The sequence below is a fragment of the Oribacterium sp. oral taxon 108 str. F0425 genome (assembly GCF_000214455.1).
Classification (GTDB): Bacteria; Bacillota; Clostridia; order Lachnospirales; family Lachnospiraceae; genus Oribacterium; species Oribacterium asaccharolyticum.
Genome location: NZ_AFIH01000001.1, coordinates 2,194,855 through 2,215,042, shown reverse-complemented (window position 1 = coordinate 2,215,042; position 20,188 = coordinate 2,194,855). Strand labels below are relative to the sequence as shown.

15 protein-coding genes and 1 other RNA gene are annotated in these 20,188 nt (G+C 44.1%); 15 read left to right on the top strand and 1 reads right to left on the bottom strand.

Features of this window, described 5'->3' with window-relative positions; genetic code table 11:
* Nucleotides 1-290 precede the first annotated feature (290 nt).
* The 12 genes from HMPREF9124_RS10045 (at nt 291) to HMPREF9124_RS09990 (ending at nt 14,535) form a co-directional block, all read left to right on the top strand.
* The gene (locus HMPREF9124_RS10045; RefSeq protein ID WP_009429779.1) at nt 291-1,505 is read left to right on the top strand and encodes an ATP-binding protein; all 1,215 of its coding nucleotides are present in this window, start codon (nt 291-293) and stop codon (nt 1,503-1,505) included.
* A 145-nt stretch (nt 1,506-1,650) separates the two neighbouring features.
* The gene (gene guaB / locus HMPREF9124_RS10040; RefSeq protein ID WP_009429016.1) at nt 1,651-3,114 is read left to right on the top strand and encodes an IMP dehydrogenase; all 1,464 of its coding nucleotides are present in this window, start codon (nt 1,651-1,653) and stop codon (nt 3,112-3,114) included.
* Nucleotides 3,115-3,340: 226 nt separating this feature from the next.
* A complete protein-coding gene (gene rpmE, locus HMPREF9124_RS10035) occupies nt 3,341-3,544 on the top strand; it encodes a 50S ribosomal protein L31 (protein WP_009428743.1) in 204 nt (67 codons plus the stop codon).
* 268 nt (nt 3,545-3,812) lie between these two features.
* Nucleotides 3,813-4,784, top strand: coding sequence for a DUF1385 domain-containing protein (locus tag HMPREF9124_RS10030; RefSeq protein ID WP_009427959.1), 972 nt, complete (start codon nt 3,813-3,815; stop codon nt 4,782-4,784).
* 14 nt (nt 4,785-4,798) lie between these two features.
* A complete protein-coding gene (gene prmC, locus HMPREF9124_RS10025; protein ID WP_083816313.1) occupies nt 4,799-6,076 on the top strand; it encodes a peptide chain release factor N(5)-glutamine methyltransferase in 1,278 nt (425 codons plus the stop codon).
* Nucleotides 6,077-6,235: 159 nt separating this feature from the next.
* Nucleotides 6,236-7,531 (top strand): phosphopyruvate hydratase, encoded by a 1,296-nt coding sequence (gene eno / locus HMPREF9124_RS10020; protein WP_009429690.1) that lies wholly within the window; start codon nt 6,236-6,238, stop codon nt 7,529-7,531.
* A gap of 383 nt (nt 7,532-7,914) precedes the next feature.
* A complete protein-coding gene (locus HMPREF9124_RS10015; RefSeq protein WP_009429651.1) occupies nt 7,915-9,672 on the top strand; it encodes an N-acetylmuramoyl-L-alanine amidase family protein in 1,758 nt (585 codons plus the stop codon).
* A gap of 60 nt (nt 9,673-9,732) precedes the next feature.
* On the top strand, nt 9,733-10,215 hold the full coding sequence (locus tag HMPREF9124_RS10010) for a hypothetical protein (protein ID WP_009429302.1): 483 nt from the start codon (nt 9,733-9,735) through the stop codon (nt 10,213-10,215).
* Nucleotides 10,216-10,242: 27 nt separating this feature from the next.
* Nucleotides 10,243-10,659, top strand: coding sequence for a hypothetical protein (locus HMPREF9124_RS10005; RefSeq protein WP_009428567.1), 417 nt, complete (start codon nt 10,243-10,245; stop codon nt 10,657-10,659).
* 173 nt (nt 10,660-10,832) lie between these two features.
* Nucleotides 10,833-12,890 (top strand): methionine--tRNA ligase, encoded by a 2,058-nt coding sequence (gene metG / locus HMPREF9124_RS10000; RefSeq protein WP_009428057.1) that lies wholly within the window; start codon nt 10,833-10,835, stop codon nt 12,888-12,890.
* A gap of 1 nt (nt 12,891) precedes the next feature.
* Nucleotides 12,892-13,668 carry a TraX family protein gene (locus tag HMPREF9124_RS09995; RefSeq protein ID WP_009428438.1) on the top strand — a complete coding sequence of 259 codons (777 nt, stop codon included), beginning with the start codon at nt 12,892-12,894 and terminating at the stop codon, nt 13,666-13,668.
* Nucleotides 13,669-13,680: 12 nt separating this feature from the next.
* Nucleotides 13,681-14,535, top strand: coding sequence for a TatD family hydrolase (locus HMPREF9124_RS09990; protein ID WP_009428640.1), 855 nt, complete (start codon nt 13,681-13,683; stop codon nt 14,533-14,535).
* An 85-nt stretch (nt 14,536-14,620) separates the two neighbouring features.
* Here HMPREF9124_RS09990 and ffs read toward each other — a convergent pair.
* An RNA gene (ffs, locus tag HMPREF9124_RS11530) (signal recognition particle sRNA small type) lies at nt 14,621-14,720 on the bottom strand.
* A 216-nt stretch (nt 14,721-14,936) separates the two neighbouring features.
* On the opposite strand from ffs, the gene HMPREF9124_RS09985 reads away from it, so the two are divergent.
* The 3 genes from HMPREF9124_RS09985 (at nt 14,937) to rny (ending at nt 20,146) form a co-directional block, all read left to right on the top strand.
* A complete protein-coding gene (locus HMPREF9124_RS09985) occupies nt 14,937-16,814 on the top strand; it encodes an MBOAT family O-acyltransferase (protein WP_009429531.1) in 1,878 nt (625 codons plus the stop codon).
* 185 nt (nt 16,815-16,999) lie between these two features.
* Nucleotides 17,000-18,457, top strand: a complete 1,458-nt coding sequence (locus tag HMPREF9124_RS09980; RefSeq protein ID WP_009428832.1) for a DHHW family protein — start codon at nt 17,000-17,002, stop codon at nt 18,455-18,457.
* Between the two features lie 138 nt (nt 18,458-18,595).
* Complete coding sequence (gene rny / locus HMPREF9124_RS09975; protein WP_009429356.1) at nt 18,596-20,146, top strand: ribonuclease Y; 1,551 nt, start codon at nt 18,596-18,598, stop codon at nt 20,144-20,146.
* Nucleotides 20,147-20,188: the final 42 nt, after the last annotated feature.

The window sequence follows — 20,188 nt, the reverse complement described above, 5'->3', positions numbered from 1 at the left end:
TGTTTTTCGCAAGTACCGACGGGCTCAGACTACCCCTGCATTCAGACCTATATTGCCGAAAATTGCTTTTATTTTGATTTTACAGCCTCATTTTTTGTATGAGGAATAGAGCAGGGGTTCACTACATCCTTGATTTTCCGGTAATGCTGAATATAAAGTGGAAAAAAGAAGTAAAAAATAGCGGTTTTTTATTGTTAAGAGGTAAAAACTTTTAAAAACAAGGAAGTTTTTCTACATTGTTGTGGTATAATATCAGCTAAAAGAAAGTCTTATAAGGAGCTGAGAACGGTATGGAAGAGCGGAATAGAATAGAGCGTCCTGAATATTTGCAGACACTTAAGCAGTATAGGGATATGCCTTTGGTGAAAATCCTGGCAGGAATTCGGCGCTGCGGAAAATCCACCATATTGGAAATGTTCAAGGAAGAGCTGATTCGGAGCGGAATTTCGGAGGATCATATTATTAGCCTGCGTTATACCTCGGAAGAGTTGGAAGAGGGCATGAGTAGTAAGGAAATGTATCGGGGGATAAAGCGGTTAATGCGGGATAAAGACCGCTATTATCTTCTGCTGGACGAGGTGCAGGAAGTGACAGGCTGGGAAAAGGCGATAAACAGTCTTTTGGAGGACGCAAACACCGACATTTATGTGACGGGCTCCAATTCCAAGCTGATGTCCGGAGAGATTTCCGACTATTTAACAGGGCGGTATATTTCCATTCCTGTTTACACCCTGTCTTTTTCCGAGTATTTACGCTTTAAGGAAGGAGACCTCCGTTCTAAAAAGGAGCTCTTGCAGGACTATATTCGTATGGGGGGCTTTCCCATTGTGGCCCGCAGCAATTTTGATGAACGCTCCGCCTATCAGATTGTGGAAGGAATCTATAATTCCGTCATTAACAGTGACATTACCGGGCGGTACAAGATTGTAAACCTGGATTTGTTTCAGCGTGTGGTTAAATTTGTGGTGGAAAATGTAGGAAAAACCTTTTCCGCCAATGCCATAGCTAAGTTTCTGAAAAGCGAGGGGCGTTCCCTTTCCATTGAATCCATATACAACTACTTAAGCTATCTGGAGAAAGCCTTCGTGATTTACCGCTGTCCCCGATATGATTTACAGGGAAAGTCTGTCCTGAAAACACAGGAAAAATTCTATCTGGCGGACTCTTCCTTAAAGTATTGTATGATGGGCTTCAACCCAAAGTCCGTTGCGTCCATGCTGGAAAACCTTGTGTACTTTGAGCTGAAACGAAGAGGTTATGAGGTTTATATCGGGAAAAATGAGACGAAGGAGATTGATTTTGTGGCGGTTCGGCGGGATGAGCGAATCTATGTACAGGTCTGCCGGAATCTTCCGGAGGATTCGGACCGGGAGCTAACGAATCTTTTGGAGCTTAAGGATCATTATCCGAAGTACGTGGTGACACTGGATGACTTGGCAGGGGGAAATGTGAATGGGGTAAAGCTTGTGCACATGGCGGATTTTCTGATTAGTCAGGAGTACTAGGATGTCGCAGAACGTGAAAGCTGAAGAAAATTTCACCTTCCGGTCTTTCCGGGTTTAAGAATATTGTTTTTCCAAAAAGCCTATGCTATAGTACTGAAAAAATATTTTTCTGTGGGTTCATCTGGCTAAAGAAAAGAGGCGAAATATGGCAAAAATCATTGGAGAAGGTATTACATTTGATGATGTACTTCTGGTTCCGCATTATTCCGATATTATTCCGAATGAAGTGGACTTAAGTACCAATTTGACCAAGAATATCCGATTGAATATTCCTTTTATTTCCGCAGGAATGGATACCGTAACAGAGCATCAGATGGCGATTGCGATGGCCAGATGCGGAGGAATCGGCATTATCCATAAGAATATGTCTATTTCCGAACAGGCGGAAGAGGTAGATATGGTAAAGCGTTCGGAAAATGGCGTAATTACCGACCCCTTTTCCCTTACCAAGGATCACAGTCTGAAGGATGCCAATGATTTAATGGCAAAGTTTAGGATTTCCGGCGTTCCCATTACGGAAGGCAAGAAGTTGATCGGAATTATCACCAATCGTGATTTGGTGTTTGAAGAAGACTATAATCGTCCGATTTCCGCCTGCATGACCTCTGAAAATCTGGTTACGGCAAAGGAAGGTACAACCCTGGAGGAGGCAAAATCCATACTGGCCCGTGCCAAGGTGGAAAAGCTCCCCATTGTGGATGAGGAGGGAAATTTAAAGGGCTTAATCACCATCAAAGATATTGAGAAGCAGATCAAATATCCCAATGCGGCAAAGGATAAGCAGGGAAGACTTCTTTGCGGAGCGGCTATCGGGATTACCATGGACGTCTTGGACAGAGCACAAGAGCTGATTAATGCGCATGTGGATGCTATTGTACTGGATTCAGCGCATGGCCATTCCAAAAATGTAATTACTTGCGTTCGCAGCTTGAAGGAAAAATTCCCGGATCTTCCGGTGATTGCCGGAAATGTGGCAACCAAAGAGGCAACCAAGGCATTGATTGAAGCCGGTGCGGATTGCATTAAAATCGGTATCGGACCGGGCTCCATCTGTACAACCAGAGTGGTTGCCGGAATCGGTGTACCGCAGATTTCTGCAGTAATGGATGCCTATGCCGTAGCTAAAGAATACGGAATCCCCATTATTGCAGACGGCGGAATTCAGTATTCCGGAGATGTGACGAAGGCCCTTGCTGCCGGAGGTTCCTCGGTTATGATGGGCTCAGTATTTGCAGGCTGCGATGAAGCACCCGGTGAGTTCGAACTTTTCCAGGGAAGAAAATATAAGGTTTATCGCGGAATGGGGTCCATTGGCGCCATGAAGCAGAAGAACGGTTCTTCTGACCGTTACTTCCAGGCTGGAGCGAAGAAGCTGGTTCCGGAAGGCGTGGAAGGAAGAGTCGCCTATAAGGGTAAGGTGGAGGATACCATTTTCCAGTATATTGGAGGACTACGCGCCGGTATGGGCTACTGCGGAGCAAAGGATATTCCGACCTTGCAGGAAACTTCCGAGTTTGTAAAGATTTCCTCCGCATCCTTAAAGGAATCTCACCCGCACGATATTCATATCACGAAAGAGGCACCGAACTATTCTTCGGATTCCATCTAATTAAGGCGGAAACAAGAAGATATCTTTTCGAAAAAAAAGTAAGAACTTAAGAGTCAAGAGAAAAATACCGTTTTAGGAAAGAGAATAGGAAAACAGCTCTTGCGCCTTTCTCTTTTCTGTGGTATCGTATCTTGGCTAAAGCGGATTTTGCTTTATGAAAACCAAGTAATCCGATTGCGGATAGACGAATGCGCATGGTTGGAAACCATGCAGAAAGAGGGAAAAAATGAGAGAAGACATTCATCCAAGCTACTACCAGGCAACCGTAACCTGCAACTGTGGAAACACCTTCGTGACAGGTTCCACAAAGCCGGAAATTCACGTGGAAATTTGTTCCAAGTGTCATCCGTTCTACACAGGAAACCAGAAGGCAGCAGCTGCTAAGGGTAGAATTGATAAGTTCAATAAGCGTTTTGGAATTCAGCAGTAAGATGAAAAGAGCAGAGCTTTGGCTCTGCTTTTTTGTTCACTTCTTTTTCATAATCGTTATATAGTATTGTTTAATGCCATATAGTATTGTTTAACACCATACAGTATTGCTTAAGTCTATTGTACGGAAGAAGAAGTATAGTTAGAATGATAAGAACCGATAGAACAAAATGCATAAGAATTTGTACACGGATATTCAATGTATATTGCGTTCAGGCAGAACTGCAAAAAATAGATTTATAAAAGTGTAAGTAGAAAAGAGGATAAGATTGAGTAAACAGAGATATAGCGGTATTGGCGGGCAAGCCGTCATTGAAGGGATTATGATGAAGAATGGGGAAAAATATTCCGTGGCGGTACGAAAGCCTAACGGCGAAATCGATGTCATGGAGAGCGAATACCTTTCCCTGACGGACAAATATCCCTTTTTGAAGCTTCCCTTCTTGAGGGGAATTGTTTCCTTTTATGATTCTATGGCACTCGGTATGAAGTGCTTAAGTCATAGCGCAAGCTTTTATGAGGACGATGAGGGGTCTGAACCCGGAGCATTGGAGAAAGCTTTAACAAAGCTCTTCGGGGATAAGGTGGAGCAGGTTTTATCGGCCCTTGTTATGGTCTTTTCTTTTGCCGCCGCCCTCTTTATTTTTGTGGCACTGCCGACCATTCTCCTGAATTTTTTGAAAACAAGATTATCCATTTCGTCCTCCATGCTTGCCTTTTTAGAGGGCGTTCTTCGTATTCTGATTTTTGTTCTGTATATCAAGCTGATTTCTCGGGCGAAGGACATTCGAAGAACCTTCGAGTACCATGGAGCGGAGCACAAGTGCATTAACTGTGTGGAGCATGGTCTGGATTTAACTGTGGAAAATGTTCTCGCTTCCTCTAAGGAGCATAAGCGTTGCGGAACCAGTTTTATCGTCTATGTCATGATGATTTCCATTTTCCTCTTTATGTTCCTGCAATTTGACAGCCTGTGGCTGAAAGTACTTTCCCGGCTTCTTCTGATTCCGGTCATTGCGGGAATCAGCTATGAAGTCCTGCGTCTCGTGGGACTCTTTGACAATCCTCTCACACACATTCTTTTTATTCCGGGAATGTGGATGCAGGGCTTAACTACTAAAGAGCCTGACGCCGAGGAAGTGGAGGTCGCCATTGCCGCTGTGGAGAAGGTCTTTGATTGGAGAGCCTTTCAGAAAGAGCATTTTTCGGAGAATGTTCATGCCGGAAATCAAACATCTTAGAAAATAATCGTAAAATGAATTTAGAAAATAATTGTAAAGTTAGTTCAGAAAATAATCGTAAACTTAATGCGGAGAAAAATGATAACGTGAATGCAGGAAACAAGCATGAAGCCAATCCAACAGGAGGGGCTTCTTCCCTTAAAAAATGCTTTTGGGATAGCCTTTCAAAGGAGAGTATATCGAAAGAGGATTTTTCCCTGCAGGATATAGAGCGATTTTCACTTCCTCTTTTAGAAGAAGCGGGGATTCCGGAGGCGGAACTGGATTTACGCCTTCTTATGCAAGAAGCCTTTTCTTTGGAGACAAAAGACTACCTTTTATGGAAGAGGGAGGCACTTTCTGCTTTCTACCGGCAGAGAGAAGCACATTCTGTTTTCAATCAGAAAAGCGCTCCGGGGGAGTCGGCGGATTCTCTACTTTGCTTTTCGGGAGCATTGGATTCTGCGCTCACTTGTTTTTTCTCTTTTCTGGAGAAGCGCTTAGAACGCGTTCCTCTTTCTCAAATTCTCGGAAGGCAGGAATTCTTCGGGCTTTCCTTTTTAGTGAATGAAAATGTATTAAGCCCCAGGCAGGATACGGAATGCATAGTGGAGCGGATTCTTCAGGAGGAGAAAGAGAAGGGGAAAAGAAGTGAAAAGAGTAAAGGCATTCCCGGCAGTTCCGCTTTTCCATTCGCAGATGATGCAAATACAAACGAAAAGCAACTTTCCGTTTTGGATCTCTGTACCGGTTCGGGCTGCATCGGTCTTACCTTGTTAAAGTACTTAAACTGTAAAACCATGCTGCTTCTTGATAAGTCGGATAAGGCTCTGGAAGTTGCAAAGGAAAATTACAGGCGACTCTTCTTGGAAGAGGAAGAAAGGATAGCAAACGTAGAGAGGGAGCATTTAAGGGAACAAAAGAATCGAGTTTCCGTGTATTTTCCGGAATCGGATCTGTTTTCCGCCCTTCCTCCCTTTATGGAAGAGAAGGGGATTTCCGGTTTTGATGTTTTGGTTTCGAATCCGCCTTATATCAGGTCTTCCGTAGTTCCCGGCTTAGATGAAGAGGTGGCTCTTCATGAGCCGAGGATGGCCCTGGACGGCGGTACTGACGGCCTTGATTTTTATCGGAGAATTGCGAAGGAAGGGAAGTGTTTTCTACTTCCGGGAGGCAGAGTCTATCTGGAAATCGGCTATGATCAGGGTGAAAGCGTGAAAAGTATTTTCCAAAAAGAAGGCTATCGGGAAGTGGAGGTTTTTCAGGATTATGAAGGTCGAGACAGAGGGCTTTATGCCGTCAGTCCAACTTGACACAAATAAGACAATCCATTACTATTAGTAAGGTTATTTTATGCGTGAGAGGAAGCAGTTTTCTAAGGCATAGAGACCGACTTTTTAAGGCGTTATCACCTTAAAATAAAAGGACAATGTGTTTTATGCAAAGGATTTGCATAAGAAAGAGAGGGTATAATGAGCTACTTAGAGATTGAAAAGGTCCTTGGAAGAGAAATTATTGACTCCAGAGGAAATCCGACTGTTGAGGCAGAGGTTATTTTGTCCGATGGAACAGTGGGAAGAGGAACGGCACCTTCCGGCGCATCCACAGGAGAATTTGAAGCATTAGAGTTAAGAGATGGGGACAAGTCTCGCTACGGCGGAAAGGGCGTTTCCCAGGCTGTTGAAAATATTAACACGGTAATCAATGACATTTTAATCGGTATGGATCCGATGGACATCTATGCAGTGGATCGCGCTATGATCGAGGCTGACGGAACGAAGGATAAGTCCAAGCTCGGTGCCAATGCAATCCTTGCTGTTTCCATTGCTACCTGCAAGGCTGCAGCAAATGCCTTAGATATTCCTCTTTATCGTTTCCTCGGCGGTGCAAACGGAAATCGTCTTCCGGTTCCGATGATGAACATCTTAAACGGCGGTGCACACGCTACCAACTCCGTAGATACACAGGAATTTATGATTATGCCTGCCGGCGCTCCTTCCTTCCGTGAGGGTCTTCGTTGGTGTACTGAGGTTTTCCATGCGCTGCAGAAGATTTTAAAGGATGAGGGAAATACTACTGCAGTAGGAGACGAGGGCGGTTTCGCACCGAACTTGGCTTCCGATGAGGATACCATTGAGCACATCTTAAAGGCTATCAAGGCAGCAGGCTATGAGCCGGGCAAAGACTTCGTTCTGGCTATGGATGCCGCTTCCTCCGAGTGGAAGAGCGAAAAGGGTAAGGGCTTCTATCATCAGCCGAAGTCCGGAAAGGACTTCACTTCCGATGAGCTCATTGCACACTGGAAGTCTTTGGTTGAGAAGTACCCGATTTACTCCATCGAGGATGGCCTGGATGAGGAAGACTGGGAAGGTTGGGAGAAGATGACCAAGGAGCTTGGCGACAAGGTGCAGCTCGTTGGTGATGACCTCTTTGTAACCAATACCGAGCGTCTTTCCAAGGGAATCAAGAATGGTTCCGCTAACTCCATTCTGATTAAGTTGAACCAGATCGGTTCCGTTTCCGAGACCTTAGAGGCTATCAAGATGGCACATAAGGCCGGTTATACCGCAATCGCTTCTCATCGTTCCGGTGAGACGGAGGATACCACCATTGCTGACTTGGCTGTTGCTTTAAATACCTGCCAGATTAAGACCGGTGCTCCTTCCCGTTCCGAGAGAGTGGCAAAGTACAACCAGCTTCTTCGCATCGAAGAGGAGCTTGGTGAGGCAGCTTACTATCCGGGATTTGGCGCATTCAACAGAAAGTAATTTGTCGTAGCGTGCTTTGGAAGAGATTGTCCGGAGACATTTGCTTTCGATGCATTGAGCGGAAAATGAATTAAAAAAGATAAGAAACAGTCTGCATGGAGTTTCAGAGAGCTCTGTGCAGACTGTTTTATATTCATAACGAGTGTTACAGACGAAGCCTGCGGCATCCCATTCTTAACGAGTATTGCTTGTGCAGCCTGCGGTATCTCGTTTGTGAAGGATTCTTAAAAGATTAAAGAGAGAAAGAATGTCTCAGATGGATTTTCAGATTAAAAATATTTTATTAAATATTTAATATTTCTGCATGGACTTAATGGAAATATAGCGTAAAATACAAAGTTGGAGTAAAGTACTTCGAGTTTTCAGGCTTACAGGAGGTGCAGATGAAAAGAAGCAGAATAGTATTCGCGGCATGTATGGGCATAGTACTCTCTTTTATGGCAGGGAAGATGAGCGTTTATGCAGAAGAAGGGAGAGAACTTAGATCCAGCTCTTCAAATATTTCTTCCTTGCATGGAACTCAATTTTTTTCTGCCGGAGCTAACTATGGATATTTTGGCGAGACTCCGCCTGCAGGAAAGATTGTCATTGACGAGATTCAACTTCGTGAACAAATAAATGATTTGATGCCTGATTTGATGCCTAATACACCGAGAGATGGGATGCGGGTACAAGAGCTTGATCTCAGAGGAAAGAACTTGAAGCTGAAGATTCATCAGAAGGGGGATGCCCCGAATCAGTTCATCAATGTAGACGATATCTACATTTCCTCTCCTATCTATTATAACAAGATGACCGGGGAAAGTGATTATGAGCGGTACACGGAAAGAACATTTACTCCCGGAGACTATTTTTACGGGATTGAACTGACTACAACAAACAAGAATTACTGGTTTGAGAATGATTTACGGAATAGTTTTTCTCTGGAAACCGTTTATGGGCAAGCAACAATTAGAGTCCATCATACCTATTCTTTCTATTTTGCGGGAGAAGAAGAGAGTGCAAACAAACTCGTTCTTTATTTTTCTGAAGGGTCTATGAGTAAAGTAGAAGAGGATTATCCGTTTAAAGAAATCAGGATGTTTCTTCCGGAGAAAGATTTACAGTATGGAAAATTAGGAGACGAGGTACCCTATACCACATGGAGTAAAATGGGAGATGGACTGCTTGATGGAAATGGAGAGGAAACAGAGACGGAAGTCTCCATTCCGCATAAGGGCGAAAATAAAGTAAGATGCGAATATGCGTTAGAGGATGTTTCGAGGGGCGGATACTATGGAAGCGGATCGAAGATCACAAGACCGGGAACTTATCGCCGTGTGCTTCGCAACTTTATACTGAAGATGAATTCAATCAGTCATTATCGACTCACCTTCGGTGGAGTAGATGGCAGTCTTGTAACCAGGTTTTACATCAATGATAAAGAATGGCAGATTGATCCGAGAACAAGTTCTTTGGATTCAATCGATCCGGTGACGGGAAGCCTGAAAGTTACCTTGTATGACCCGGACTATATCACTCTAACGGGTGCAGGTGGAAATTCCGGCGGCGGTTCTTCTCATGGCGGCGGTTCCGGTAGCTCCTCCGGCGGTAGCAGTGGTGGCAGTTCCTTGGGTGGCGGCTCATATAGCGGCGGAAGCTCCTCCGGTGGAGGGGCATTCAGTGGCGGCGGCTCCGGCGGAAGTAGCGGCGGCTCCGGGGGTGGTTCTTCTGCAATCTTTAGTGGAAGTCCTGCCGGGCAAGTTTTAGGAGTAGATCGTTCTCTTTCCAATGGAGAATGGGTGAAGGATGAAAAAGGCTGGTGGTACAAGAGAAAAGACGGAAGCTATCCAAAGAATACCTGGGGTTATGAAGCCTACAATGGAAAGTCCTACTGGTATTATTTTCTAGACAGCGGATACATGGCAACAGGATGGGTAGACTTGAATGGCAGTAAATACTATCTCTTCTCTGGCTCCGACGGTTGGATGGGAAGAATGTTGACAGGCTGGCAGTGGATTGACGGATATTGCTATTACTTCGGAGCGGACAGCGGAAACAACGAAGGGCATCTCTATCGAAATGAAAAAACACCGGATGGTTATCAAGTGGATAACGAGGGCAGATGGGTAAAGAACGGTGTGGTACAAGTAAAGAAATAGAATTGTGTTTGTCTTGTGAAAATGATAAAATGAAAAAAATAATGTAAAAGGAGGCAGATTATGGGATTTTTTGATGAATTGGGAAAGAAGATTTCAGACGCAAGTCAGGATGTTATGCAGAAGGGGAAGGAAATGGCAGATACTGCCAAGTTCAACTCCATGATTCATGATGAAGAAAAGAAGATTACCGCGGTTTACAGCAAGATCGGTAAGAAGTACTTTGAAGATTTTAAGAATGCACCTGCTGAAGGCTTTAAGGAATTCGTGGATGAAATCCATGCCGCTCAGGCTAAGATTGCGGAAATTCAGGAGAAGTTGAATGCTTTAAAGAATGAAGGCAAGGCTGCGGTTGAAGCCGCTGCAACAGAAGCGAAGGAAACGTTGAATCACGCTGCAGACGCTGCTAAAAGTGCTGCAGAAGGCGCTGCCGATGCTGCTAAAAGTACTGCGGAAGGTGCTGCTGATGCTGCTGCTCAGGCGGTAAACAAAGCGGAAGCTGCGGTAGAAAATGCAGTAAATGAGAATCAGTCCACAGGACAGTAAGACAGCTTGGCAAGGGGGAATGAAAAGATGAAAACAAAATTAGGAGTATCTGCCGTTTTAGTTGCTGCAGGAGTTTATATTCTTGCAATAGTGGGAAACTATACCGCAATATTGTTGGCGGCCGGTTATATTTTTCTTGTGGAAGACAATGATTGGCTTAAGAAGTCTGCATTGAAGGCTGTAGCAACCATGCTGTTTTTCAGCTTCCTGCTGAGCGTGCTCGGTCTGGTTCCGGATGTTGTAAAATGGATAGGAACCTGCTTTACCGTAATCAGCCTTGATGTGAGCACCTATGCGTTTACTTCATTTTGGTCTTTGATTACCCAGGCTATAGAAATTTTCAGAACCTGTCTATTCCTTGCTCTGGCATTTAAGGCATTGAATCAGGCAAGCATAACGGTTCCGTTTGTGGACGAGTTACTTAATAAGCATTTTACGGAATAAGCTTGGCTTTTCCGAAAAAATGAAATAAGGGAAGAGTTTTGCAGAGAGTGGTGTTTCTATAAGGAAACACCACTTTTTGCATTCATACAACTTGTTGACTAGTTAAAAATCTATGCTAGACTAGAAACGTTCTTAATAATTTGTCGGGATGCTTAGTTCGTAAAGGAGAGTCCATGGAAAGAAAACCATATTATATTACCACGGCGATTGCCTATGCTTCAGGGAAGCCTCATATCGGGAATACTTATGAAATTATTCTTGCAGATGCGATGGCTCGTTTTAAGCGCTATGAGGGATATGATGTATTCTTTATGACCGGAACCGACGAGCACGGGCAGAAGATAGAGGGTAAGGCGAAGGATGCTGGAAAGACTCCGAAGGAGTTTGTAGACGAGGTAGTGGGAGAGATTCGAAGTATTTTTGACTTAATGGATACTTCCTACGATAAGTTCATGCGTACAACGGAGCCCTATCATGAGAAACAGGTTCAGAAAATGTTCCGAAAGATGTATGAAAAAGGGGACATTTATAAAGGAAAATATGAGGGCTGGTATTGCACGCCCTGTGAGTCTTTCTGGACAGATTCGCAGCTTGTGGACGGAAAGTGTCCGGACTGCGGACGTCCTGTGGAGAAGGCCAGTGAGGATGCATACTTTTTCAAGATGTCCAAGTATGCCGACCGTTTAATGGAGCATATTGAGTCCCATCCCGAGTTCATTCAGCCTGTTTCCCGTAAAAACGAGATGGTGAACAACTTCTTAAAGCCGGGTCTGCAGGATCTTTGCGTTTCTCGTTCTTCTTTTACCTGGGGCATTCCTGTAGATTTTGATGAGAAGAACGTGGTTTATGTATGGCTTGATGCACTTACCAACTATATTACCGGCATTGGCTATGATGTGGATGGGGAGCATGGCGAGAATTATCGAAAATATTGGCCGGCGGATCTTCACTTAATCGGAAAGGATATCGTCCGTTTCCATACGATTTACTGGCCCATTTTCCTGATGAGCCTGGATATTCCGCTTCCGAAACAGGTATTCGGACATCCCTGGCTCCTTACTGCGGTAGGAAAGGCCGATGAGGGCACGAAGATGTCCAAGTCCAGAGGAAATGTAATTTATGCGGACGATTTGGTTCGCCTCTTTGGAGTCGATGCGGTTCGCTTCTTTGTTCTGCATGAAATGCCCTTTGAAAATGACGGTGTCATTTCCTGGGAACTGATGGTAGAGCGCTATAATTCTCAGCTTGCAAATATCTTAGGAAATCTGGTAAAGCGTACCATTGCGATGAGCAATAAGTATTTTGATGGAATCGTGGAGAAAACCGATGCAGTAGAGCCCGTAGATGCGGATTTAAAGAATACGGTGATTTCTCAGGCGAAGCTTGCGATTGAAAAGATGGAAGAGCACAGGGTTGCCGATGCACTGACCGCTATTTTTGAGATATTCAGACGTTCCAACAAATATATTGATGAGACGGAACCATGGGTTTTGGCAAGAGAAGAGGAGCTTGCGCCTCGCTTAAAGAATGTTCTTTACAATTTAACGGAATCCATCGTGATTGGAGCTTCTCTTCTGGAAAGCTTTATGCCGAACACGGCAAAGACGATTTTGGAGGAACTTTCCACAGAAAAAAGAGAGTTTACAAAGCTGGATCAGTTTGGTCTGTACCCGTCCGGGACCAAGGTTTCCGAGAATCCTTCTACCTTATTTGACAGAAAAGACTGGAAAGAAATTGAGAAGGAAGTAGAAAAGATAACGGAAGAGCAGATTCGAAAGGCCTCCTTGGAAGAAGAAAAGCTGGAGAAGAAAGATGGAAATAAGGATGCTGCAGATGAATCTCCGGTAGAAGGGGATGCACCGAGGGACAGGAATCCCGTAGTGCTTCCTTATAAAGACGAGGTAAGCTATGAGGACTTTGAAAAGCTGGATTTCCGTATCGGAAAGATTCTACATGCGGAGGAAGTGAAGAAGTCCAAGAAGCTTTTGCTCTTTAAAGTACAAATCGGAGAAGAAGTTCGTCAGATTCTTTCCGGCATCAAGTCTGCCTATAAACCGGAAGATTTAGTGGGGAAGAAGGTTATGGTACTCGTGAACTTAAAGCCCAGAATGATTGCCGGCTATGAGTCTCAGGGTATGCTTCTGTCTGCAGCTTTTGAAGAGGACGGAGAAGAAATTTTATCGCTTATGACCTCTTTGCGGGATATGCCTGCAGGAGCGGATATCGCATAATATGACCGGGTTAAATGCACTGGATACAAAAAAGAAAGGGGGAGGAGTTTCAGCGGATTTGCTGAAGCTTCTTGCCCTTGTTTCCATGACGATAGACCACTATGCCGCCATTGTAATTTACAATGGAAATTTATACGGCTTTGATCCGGAATACTACCAAATGGCTATAGCAACGGAAAAAGGCATGCAACTGATGCGGATTTATCATATTTTCCGTACCTTAGGAAGATTGGCTTTTCCGATTTTTGCCTTTCTGCTAACAGAGGGCTTTATACACACGAAGGACAGAAAAAAATATTTTCTTCGAGTTCTGTTTATGGGACTTTGTGCGGAGATTCCTTTTGACTTATGCCTTTTCAATCAATGGTTCGACTTTTCGGCACAAAATATCGGCTTTACCCTAGCGCTCGGCATTGCAACCATGTTCCTGATGAAAAAATATCGCAGAAAGCCCTTCCTGAAATGGACTTCGGTACTGGGCTGTGCCGCTCTTTCGGAACTTTTACACTTTGATTACGGAGCATTGGGCATTCTTTTGATTGCCGTTTTGTATAATTTTCGTAAGGAAAAGGCACTTCGAATCGCTTCGGGAGCCTTTCTTTCCGTGCTGTTGTCTCTTGGGAACTTCGGTGCAGCCGCATGCAGCTTTCTTCCTATTTTCTTCTATAATGGAGAGAAAGGAAGACTTCCGCTGGGGAGAGTTTTGTACTTTTATTATCCCTTACATTTGATATTTTTCTATTTGCTGATTTATTTGGGAGCGAAAATCACAGCTTAAAGGGGGAAGAAGATGATATTTGATACACATTGTCATTACAATGATGAAAGCTTTGATCAAGATAGAGAAGAACTATTGCGTAGTCTTCCGGAGAAGGGTGTAGATCGAATTTGTGAAATCGGATATACCCCGGAAAGCTCTGAAAAGGCTATTCAACTTGCGAAAGCTTACGTGGACAGTTCTCTTTCCATTCATAGCGTAGTCGGTATTCATCCCGAACATGCTGCAGTATGGAGTCCCGAAGCGACGGCAAAAATAGAAGCGTTAAGCAAGGAAAAGGAAGTCGTTGCCATCGGAGAAATCGGTTTGGATTATTTTCGCCTCGATAAACGTTCTAAAGTACAAAAAGAGCGGGATGAGGAAAAGAAGAGGAGAGGGGAAGAGGTCCAGGAATGTTTTAATCCGGAACCGACAGTGCAAAAAAGCTGTTTCATCGAGATGCTGGATCTCGCCAAGAGAAGAGACCTCCCTGTCGTGATTCATTCCCGGGATGCCGCATTAGATACTTTCCGAATCATTCGGGATCAGAAGGGTTTTGTAAACGGAGGGATTGTGCACTGCTTTTCTTATCCGCTTGAAGTGGCAAAGGACTTCGTTTCCCTCGGGATGATGCTGGGTATCGGCGGTGTTTTAACCTTTACGAATGCAAAAAAATTAAAGCAGGTAGCCGTGGAAATTCCTTTGGAACACATTGTTTTGGAGACGGACTGCCCCTATATGGCTCCGGTTCCTGTCCGGGGAACAAGAAATCATTCCGGAAACTTGCAGTATGTAGCAAAACTGTTAGCGGAACTGAAGGGAATCTCCGTGGAAGACGTGATTCGGAAGACGGCGGAAAACGGAAAGCGGGTATACAGAATAAAATAAGATATTGAGGCTTTTCCCGTGTGGTGATCAAAGGCTATCCCGAAGAACTTTCGATACTTGTTGGAAATAAAAAAACTTCGGAGACTCCACCCAGGATTACCCACGGCACATGAAAGGTTTACCTTAGTGCTGCTATGTTCCCATCCTGACACGGTTCGGTATCTTCCATTGCGTGGGGCCCAAGCTTCATTGCCCCCGAAGCAGTAGAAGTATAACGGATTTTAGGAGGCTTTGCAAGTTTTTATATGAAGCTTGAGAATTCGAGGCAGCGCCGCTAAGACATGAGACAAAGTACTAAGACATAAGACGGAGTACTAAGGCATAAGATAGAGTAGCTAAGTAAGACAGAGTAGCTAAGTAAGACAGAGTAGCTAAGATATAAGACAGAGTAAGAGGGAAGTATGCAATTTTCGGAAATGATATTTGTCGGGGGATTTCTTCCGCTGTTCCTTATCTTTTCGTTTTTAAGAAGAGATATAAAGGGAAAGAATATGGTCTTTCTCTTTTTTTCTCTTCTCTTTCTTTTGTTTCAGGGCCTCATTTCTCTGTCTATTCTTGCGTTACTTAGCTATTACAGCTTTTTTATCGGAAAGCGAATGGAGAAGGAGAGCCGGACGTTCTTCGCCTTTTCCATTTTTGTCCTGCTCCTGCCGCTCCTTTTCTTTAAGTATAGTATCTATTTGTCGGCTTTACCTCTTTGGCTAAAAGGGTTTATGCCTTTTGGAATCTCCTTTTATACTTTTCGACTGATTACCTATCTTGCGGATTGCAGAAAGGGAGAAAAAGCGGAGGAGAATTTTTTCCATTTTGCAATGTATGCCTTTGCCTTTCCGGTTCTTTCGCAGGGACCTATCCTTCGCTATAAGGAAATGCGGGAGGAGATAGAAGACAGAGAATGGGATTTTGACAAACTTTCTCGCGGTTTATATCGCTTTTCCTTCGGACTTTGGAAGAAGCTTCTTCTGGCAGATTCTATGGGAAAACTTTCCAATTCTTTTCTTCCCTTGGAACTTGCAAAAGGTTTATCAGGCAGTGGAAATACCCTGCCGTCTTTTACGGCGGTTTTTTTGTCTTCGCTTTCCTTTATGTTACAGATTTACTTGGATTTTTCCGCTTATACGGATATGGCAATAGGAATCGGAGAAATGGTGGGCTTCACTATTCCGGAAAACTTTCACTATCCTTATGAAGCAAAAAACGTTCGAGATTTCTGGAGACGTTGGCACATTTCCTTATCTCTTTTTTTTAGAGATTATATTTATATCCCGTTGGGCGGAAACCGACTTTCCTTTCCGAGAAGAGTACTGAATCTTTTCTTGATTTGGATTTTAACGGGAATGTGGCATGGAGCAAGTTTCAATTTTATTCTCTGGGGACTATATTTCTTTGTCTTGATCGTGTTGGAACTTATGGGAAGAAAAGCCCTGCATCGTTTGGAAACCTTACGTCCGGAGTGGAAGGAAAAAATGACTTCCTCTCGTTTAAAAGTTTTGAAAGAGCCGGTTTTACACATTTATACCCTCTTTGCAGTTTATCTTTCCTGGATTCTTTTCCGGTATCAGGATTTTCAGGCGTTAAAAAATGTCCTTAAGGCACATTTTTTTCTAAATACGGAAGCATTTACCGATGAAAAGACTTTGCTTTTACTGCGAAATCACATCTTTTTGTTTATCCTGGCCATACTCTTCTCCACGAGTTTCTTTAAGAAAATGGATGAAGCCTGGGGAGAACTTATGATGCGCGGAAGACTTCGAAAAGAACGGAAAGTTAAGCGGGAAAGGGAAGGCTTTTACGGTATGGAGGATAATGACGACGCAGAAGAAGAGGGTGAGGTTGTGCGTGAAGCGAGTGGACCTGCATTCTGCGAGCCTGCGACCGGAGATACGGAGTACTTAGCCGATACGGAACGGACAACGGATACGGAAACAGCTTTTGTGCGGACGGAAAAGCCGGAGGAAACGGAAATTGCGGAAGAGGTAAAGCCGGAGGAAACGGAAATTGCGGAAGAGGTAAAGCCGGAGGAAACGGAAATCGCCGAAGAGGTAAAACCGGAGGAAACGGAAATTGCCGAAGAGGGCCTGTCGGAGGAAGCGCATAGGCGCCACCTTCTGGCTCTAAGAAAGATTCAAATCAAAACAAAATGGAAAATCTTTCTTTTGGATTATGGTGAAAAAATTTATTATTTTGTAAAGCTTGCACTGGCTCTATCGGCATTGGCACTTTCCTTTGCGGCTATGGCAGGGCAAAGCTATACTCCCTTCTTGTATAACCAGTTCTGATGGTAGAGAGAAGAACGTGGAGCGGATAAAATTTTCTTTTACAGCCCAAACAGTAAAAGAATGGATATAGTTAGTGTTTCAAGTCAGCGGTTCAAGCTAATGATTGAAGTCAGCGGTTTAAGACAGCGGTTCAAGCTAATGATTCAAGTCAGCGGTTCAATAGAGAAAGTCGGGGAAGAGGAGTTATGAAGTGGAATAAAAAGAAAGGAAGTCTATATGAGGCGGCATCGGCAGTTGTCCTGTTTCTCTTTCTTTTTGTGCTATGCATCATCGGCATGATGCTCCCCTTACGGAAGCGGTATTCTAACGAGGAAAAACGAGAGCTGAAGGCCTTTCCGAAATTTTCTTTAGGAGCAGTGTTGAAAGGAAGTTATTTTCAGGATATTTCTGAATGGTACCAGGACAGTTATCCCGGAAAAGAAGGATGGCTCAGCCTGGAAGCCAAGGTCGAGGGACTCTACGGCTTTCAGGGAGAAGCGTTGTACGGTGAGGGGAAAAATGTAAAAGAGAGCATTCCGACAGAAGGGGAACTTGCAGAAACATTTTCCTTAGAAAAGGATGAGGAAAAGAGTTCTAAGGAGAAAGTTCCTGTTGAAGAGACACTTTCTGCTGCGGATTCCGAGAATCAGAATGCAGAAACGCTTAAGAAAGTGGAAAAAACGGGAGAAGAGAGCAAAGAATCCGAAAAAAATCAACATTTTGAGACGGATGCAGAAGGAAATCTAGAAATCAAGAAGGCAGATGCCAATGTGGAATTACAGGGAGAGACTGCGGGAAGTATCTATCTGAGCGGAAAAGAAGCATTTGAACTGTATTATTTCAGTGAAAAGGGAGTACGAAGCTATGCATCCCTTTTGAATACTGTGAACAGTCTTTATCCCAATTTGGAGATTACTGCCATGATGGTGCCGAATTCGTTCGGTGTTCTCTTGGATCCCAAAACGCAGGAGAAGCTGGCTTCCTCGGGGATGGATCAGGCGATTTCCTACACCTACAGTCTGATGGATAAGCGCATCCATACGATAGATGTATTTTCTTCTCTTTATCGTCATAGGTCGGAATACATTTATTTCAGGACGGATCACCACTGGACACAGCTTGGTGCGTATTATGCTTACGTGGAATATTGTAAGGTAAGGGGAATCAAAGCCTTAGCTCTGGAGAGTTTTTCGAAGGCGGAATATGACGGCTTTTACGGTACGTTTTATTTCTATATGAACCGTCCGGAGGCTTTGAAGGCGAATCCGGACAGTGTAATCGCCTATACCGGAGCCGTAAATGATATGCATTTTCAAAGTGCGGACGGAAAAGAAGGTGATGCCAAACTGATCAATGATGCATCCAATATGCTGCCGGGGAATAAATATAATTGTTTCATGTTGGGGGATCATCCTTATGTTGAAGTGCATAATGAAAAGGGAAACGGAAATCTTCTGGTGATTAAAGATTCCTATGCCAATGCTTTTGTTCCCTTTTTGGCACAAGATTACCGGAATATTTATGTGGTTGACTACCGTCATTATGAGAAAAAGCTTCCGGAGCTTATACGGGATAAGGAAATCGGAGAAATTGTTTTTGTCAATAATGTGATGGGAATCGGAGAAAGCCAGTCCAAGAAAATGCTCTCGTTATTTCAAGGCTAGACAATTGTTGACACAAGTTTTCGGATACCTTAGAATAAATACGTTAAAATGATGAATATGGAATCTGAAATTTCGCAAGAAAATAATTGCTTCGCATATTTGTACATTAACAAACGAATATTAAGGGAGGTATAAACAGTGGACCCATTAGGAATAGCCCTTGTGGTTATTGTGGCGCTTATCGTGGGGGTCATCATGTTTATCCTTGGACAAAATAAACAGCGGTCTATCTATGCTAAAACGGTGGGAAGTGCTGAGCAAAAGTCCAGAGAAATTATTGATGATGCCATCCGAACAGCAGAAAGCAAAAAGAGAGAATCCTTATTGGAAGCGAAAGAAGAGGCTTTAAAGGCCAAAAATGAGCTGGATAAGGAGATGAAAGACAGAAGAAAAGAAGTTAATGAGCTGGAAAGAAGAATTTTAAAGAGAGAGGAGAGCTCGGAGAAGAAGGCGGCGAGCTTAGAGCGAAAGGAAGCGGAACTCCTGCACAAGGAGGAAGTTTTACAGGAAAAAGAGGGAGAGGTTGAGCAGCTGCAGGCACAGAAGCTTGTTGAATTGGAACGGGTATCAGGGCTGACCAAAGAGCAGGCAAGGCAGGAACTGCTTCATTCCGTGGAAGACAGTATTAAGCACGACACTGCTTTAATCATCAGAGAGTATGACGCAAGAGCCAAGGAGGAGGCGGAGAGGACAGCCAGGGAATATATTGTTGAGGCGATTCAGCGTTGTGCGGCGGATCAGGTAACAGAGTCTACCGTATCCGTTGTTCAGCTTCCCAATGATGAAATGAAGGGAAGAATCATCGGACGCGAGGGTAGAAACATTCGGACTTTAGAGCAACTTACGGGAGTGGAACTCATTATTGACGATACGCCGGAAGCGGTGGTGCTTTCCGGGTTTGATCCTATTCGAAGAGAAGTAGCCAGAATTGCTTTGGAGAAGCTGATTGTAGATGGACGGATTCATCCTGCAAGAATTGAAGAAGTGGTTGAAAAGAGCAGGAAAGAAGTAAATGATACCATTAAGGAAGAAGGAGAGTCGGCGACTTTAGAGCTGGGGATTCACGGCATTCATCCGGAGCTTGTTATGCTTTTGGGAAGAATGAAATTTCGTACTTCCTTTGGGCAGAATGCATTACAGCATTCCATGGAAGTGGCTCAGATATCCGGTCTTTTGGCGCAGGAGTTGGGCTTGGATACCCGTATGGCAAAGCGTGCCGGTTTGTTACATGATATCGGAAAAGCCATCGATCATGAGGTGGAAGGAAGTCACGTCGATTTGGGAATCGAACTTTGCCAGAAATATCATGAGCCGGAAGTGGTCATCAATGCGGTCGCATCACACCACGGAGGTACGGAACCGACTTCCCTGATTTCCTTTATAGTAGCGGCGGCGGATGCCATTTCCGCAGCAAGACCGGGGGCGAGAAGAAAGTCCTTGGAGACCTACACCAATCGTTTGAAGGAACTGGAAGAAATTGCCAATTCCTATAAGGGCGTAGAGAAGTCCTTTGCTGTGCAGGCGGGTAGAGAAGTTCGTATTATGGTTGTTCCGGATGAAGTCAGCGATGACGATATGACCATTATGGCTAGAAACATCTCCCAGCAGATTCAAGACCAGATGCAATATCCGGGCGTAATCAAGGTAAATATTATTCGAGAGTCCAGAGCAGTGGACTATGCAAAGTAGGAAGGTCTTTATGTCCGGACTTTTAGCATGAGAGTGTCGGTA

Coding starts and splice junctions, on each gene's coding strand:
- HMPREF9124_RS10045 (WP_009429779.1), top strand. CDS start 291: ATGGAAGAGCGGAATAGAATAGAGCGTCCTGAATATTTGCAGACACTT.
- guaB (WP_009429016.1), top strand. CDS start 1,651: ATGGCAAAAATCATTGGAGAAGGTATTACATTTGATGATGTACTTCTG.
- rpmE (WP_009428743.1), top strand. CDS start 3,341: ATGAGAGAAGACATTCATCCAAGCTACTACCAGGCAACCGTAACCTGC.
- prmC (WP_083816313.1), top strand. CDS start 4,799: ATGAATTTAGAAAATAATTGTAAAGTTAGTTCAGAAAATAATCGTAAA.
- eno (WP_009429690.1), top strand. CDS start 6,236: ATGAGCTACTTAGAGATTGAAAAGGTCCTTGGAAGAGAAATTATTGAC.
- HMPREF9124_RS10015 (WP_009429651.1), top strand. CDS start 7,915: ATGAAAAGAAGCAGAATAGTATTCGCGGCATGTATGGGCATAGTACTC.
- HMPREF9124_RS10010 (WP_009429302.1), top strand. CDS start 9,733: ATGGGATTTTTTGATGAATTGGGAAAGAAGATTTCAGACGCAAGTCAG.
- HMPREF9124_RS10005 (WP_009428567.1), top strand. CDS start 10,243: ATGAAAACAAAATTAGGAGTATCTGCCGTTTTAGTTGCTGCAGGAGTT.
- metG (WP_009428057.1), top strand. CDS start 10,833: ATGGAAAGAAAACCATATTATATTACCACGGCGATTGCCTATGCTTCA.
- HMPREF9124_RS09995 (WP_009428438.1), top strand. CDS start 12,892: ATGACCGGGTTAAATGCACTGGATACAAAAAAGAAAGGGGGAGGAGTT.
- HMPREF9124_RS09990 (WP_009428640.1), top strand. CDS start 13,681: ATGATATTTGATACACATTGTCATTACAATGATGAAAGCTTTGATCAA.
- HMPREF9124_RS09985 (WP_009429531.1), top strand. CDS start 14,937: ATGCAATTTTCGGAAATGATATTTGTCGGGGGATTTCTTCCGCTGTTC.
- HMPREF9124_RS09980 (WP_009428832.1), top strand. CDS start 17,000: ATGAAGTGGAATAAAAAGAAAGGAAGTCTATATGAGGCGGCATCGGCA.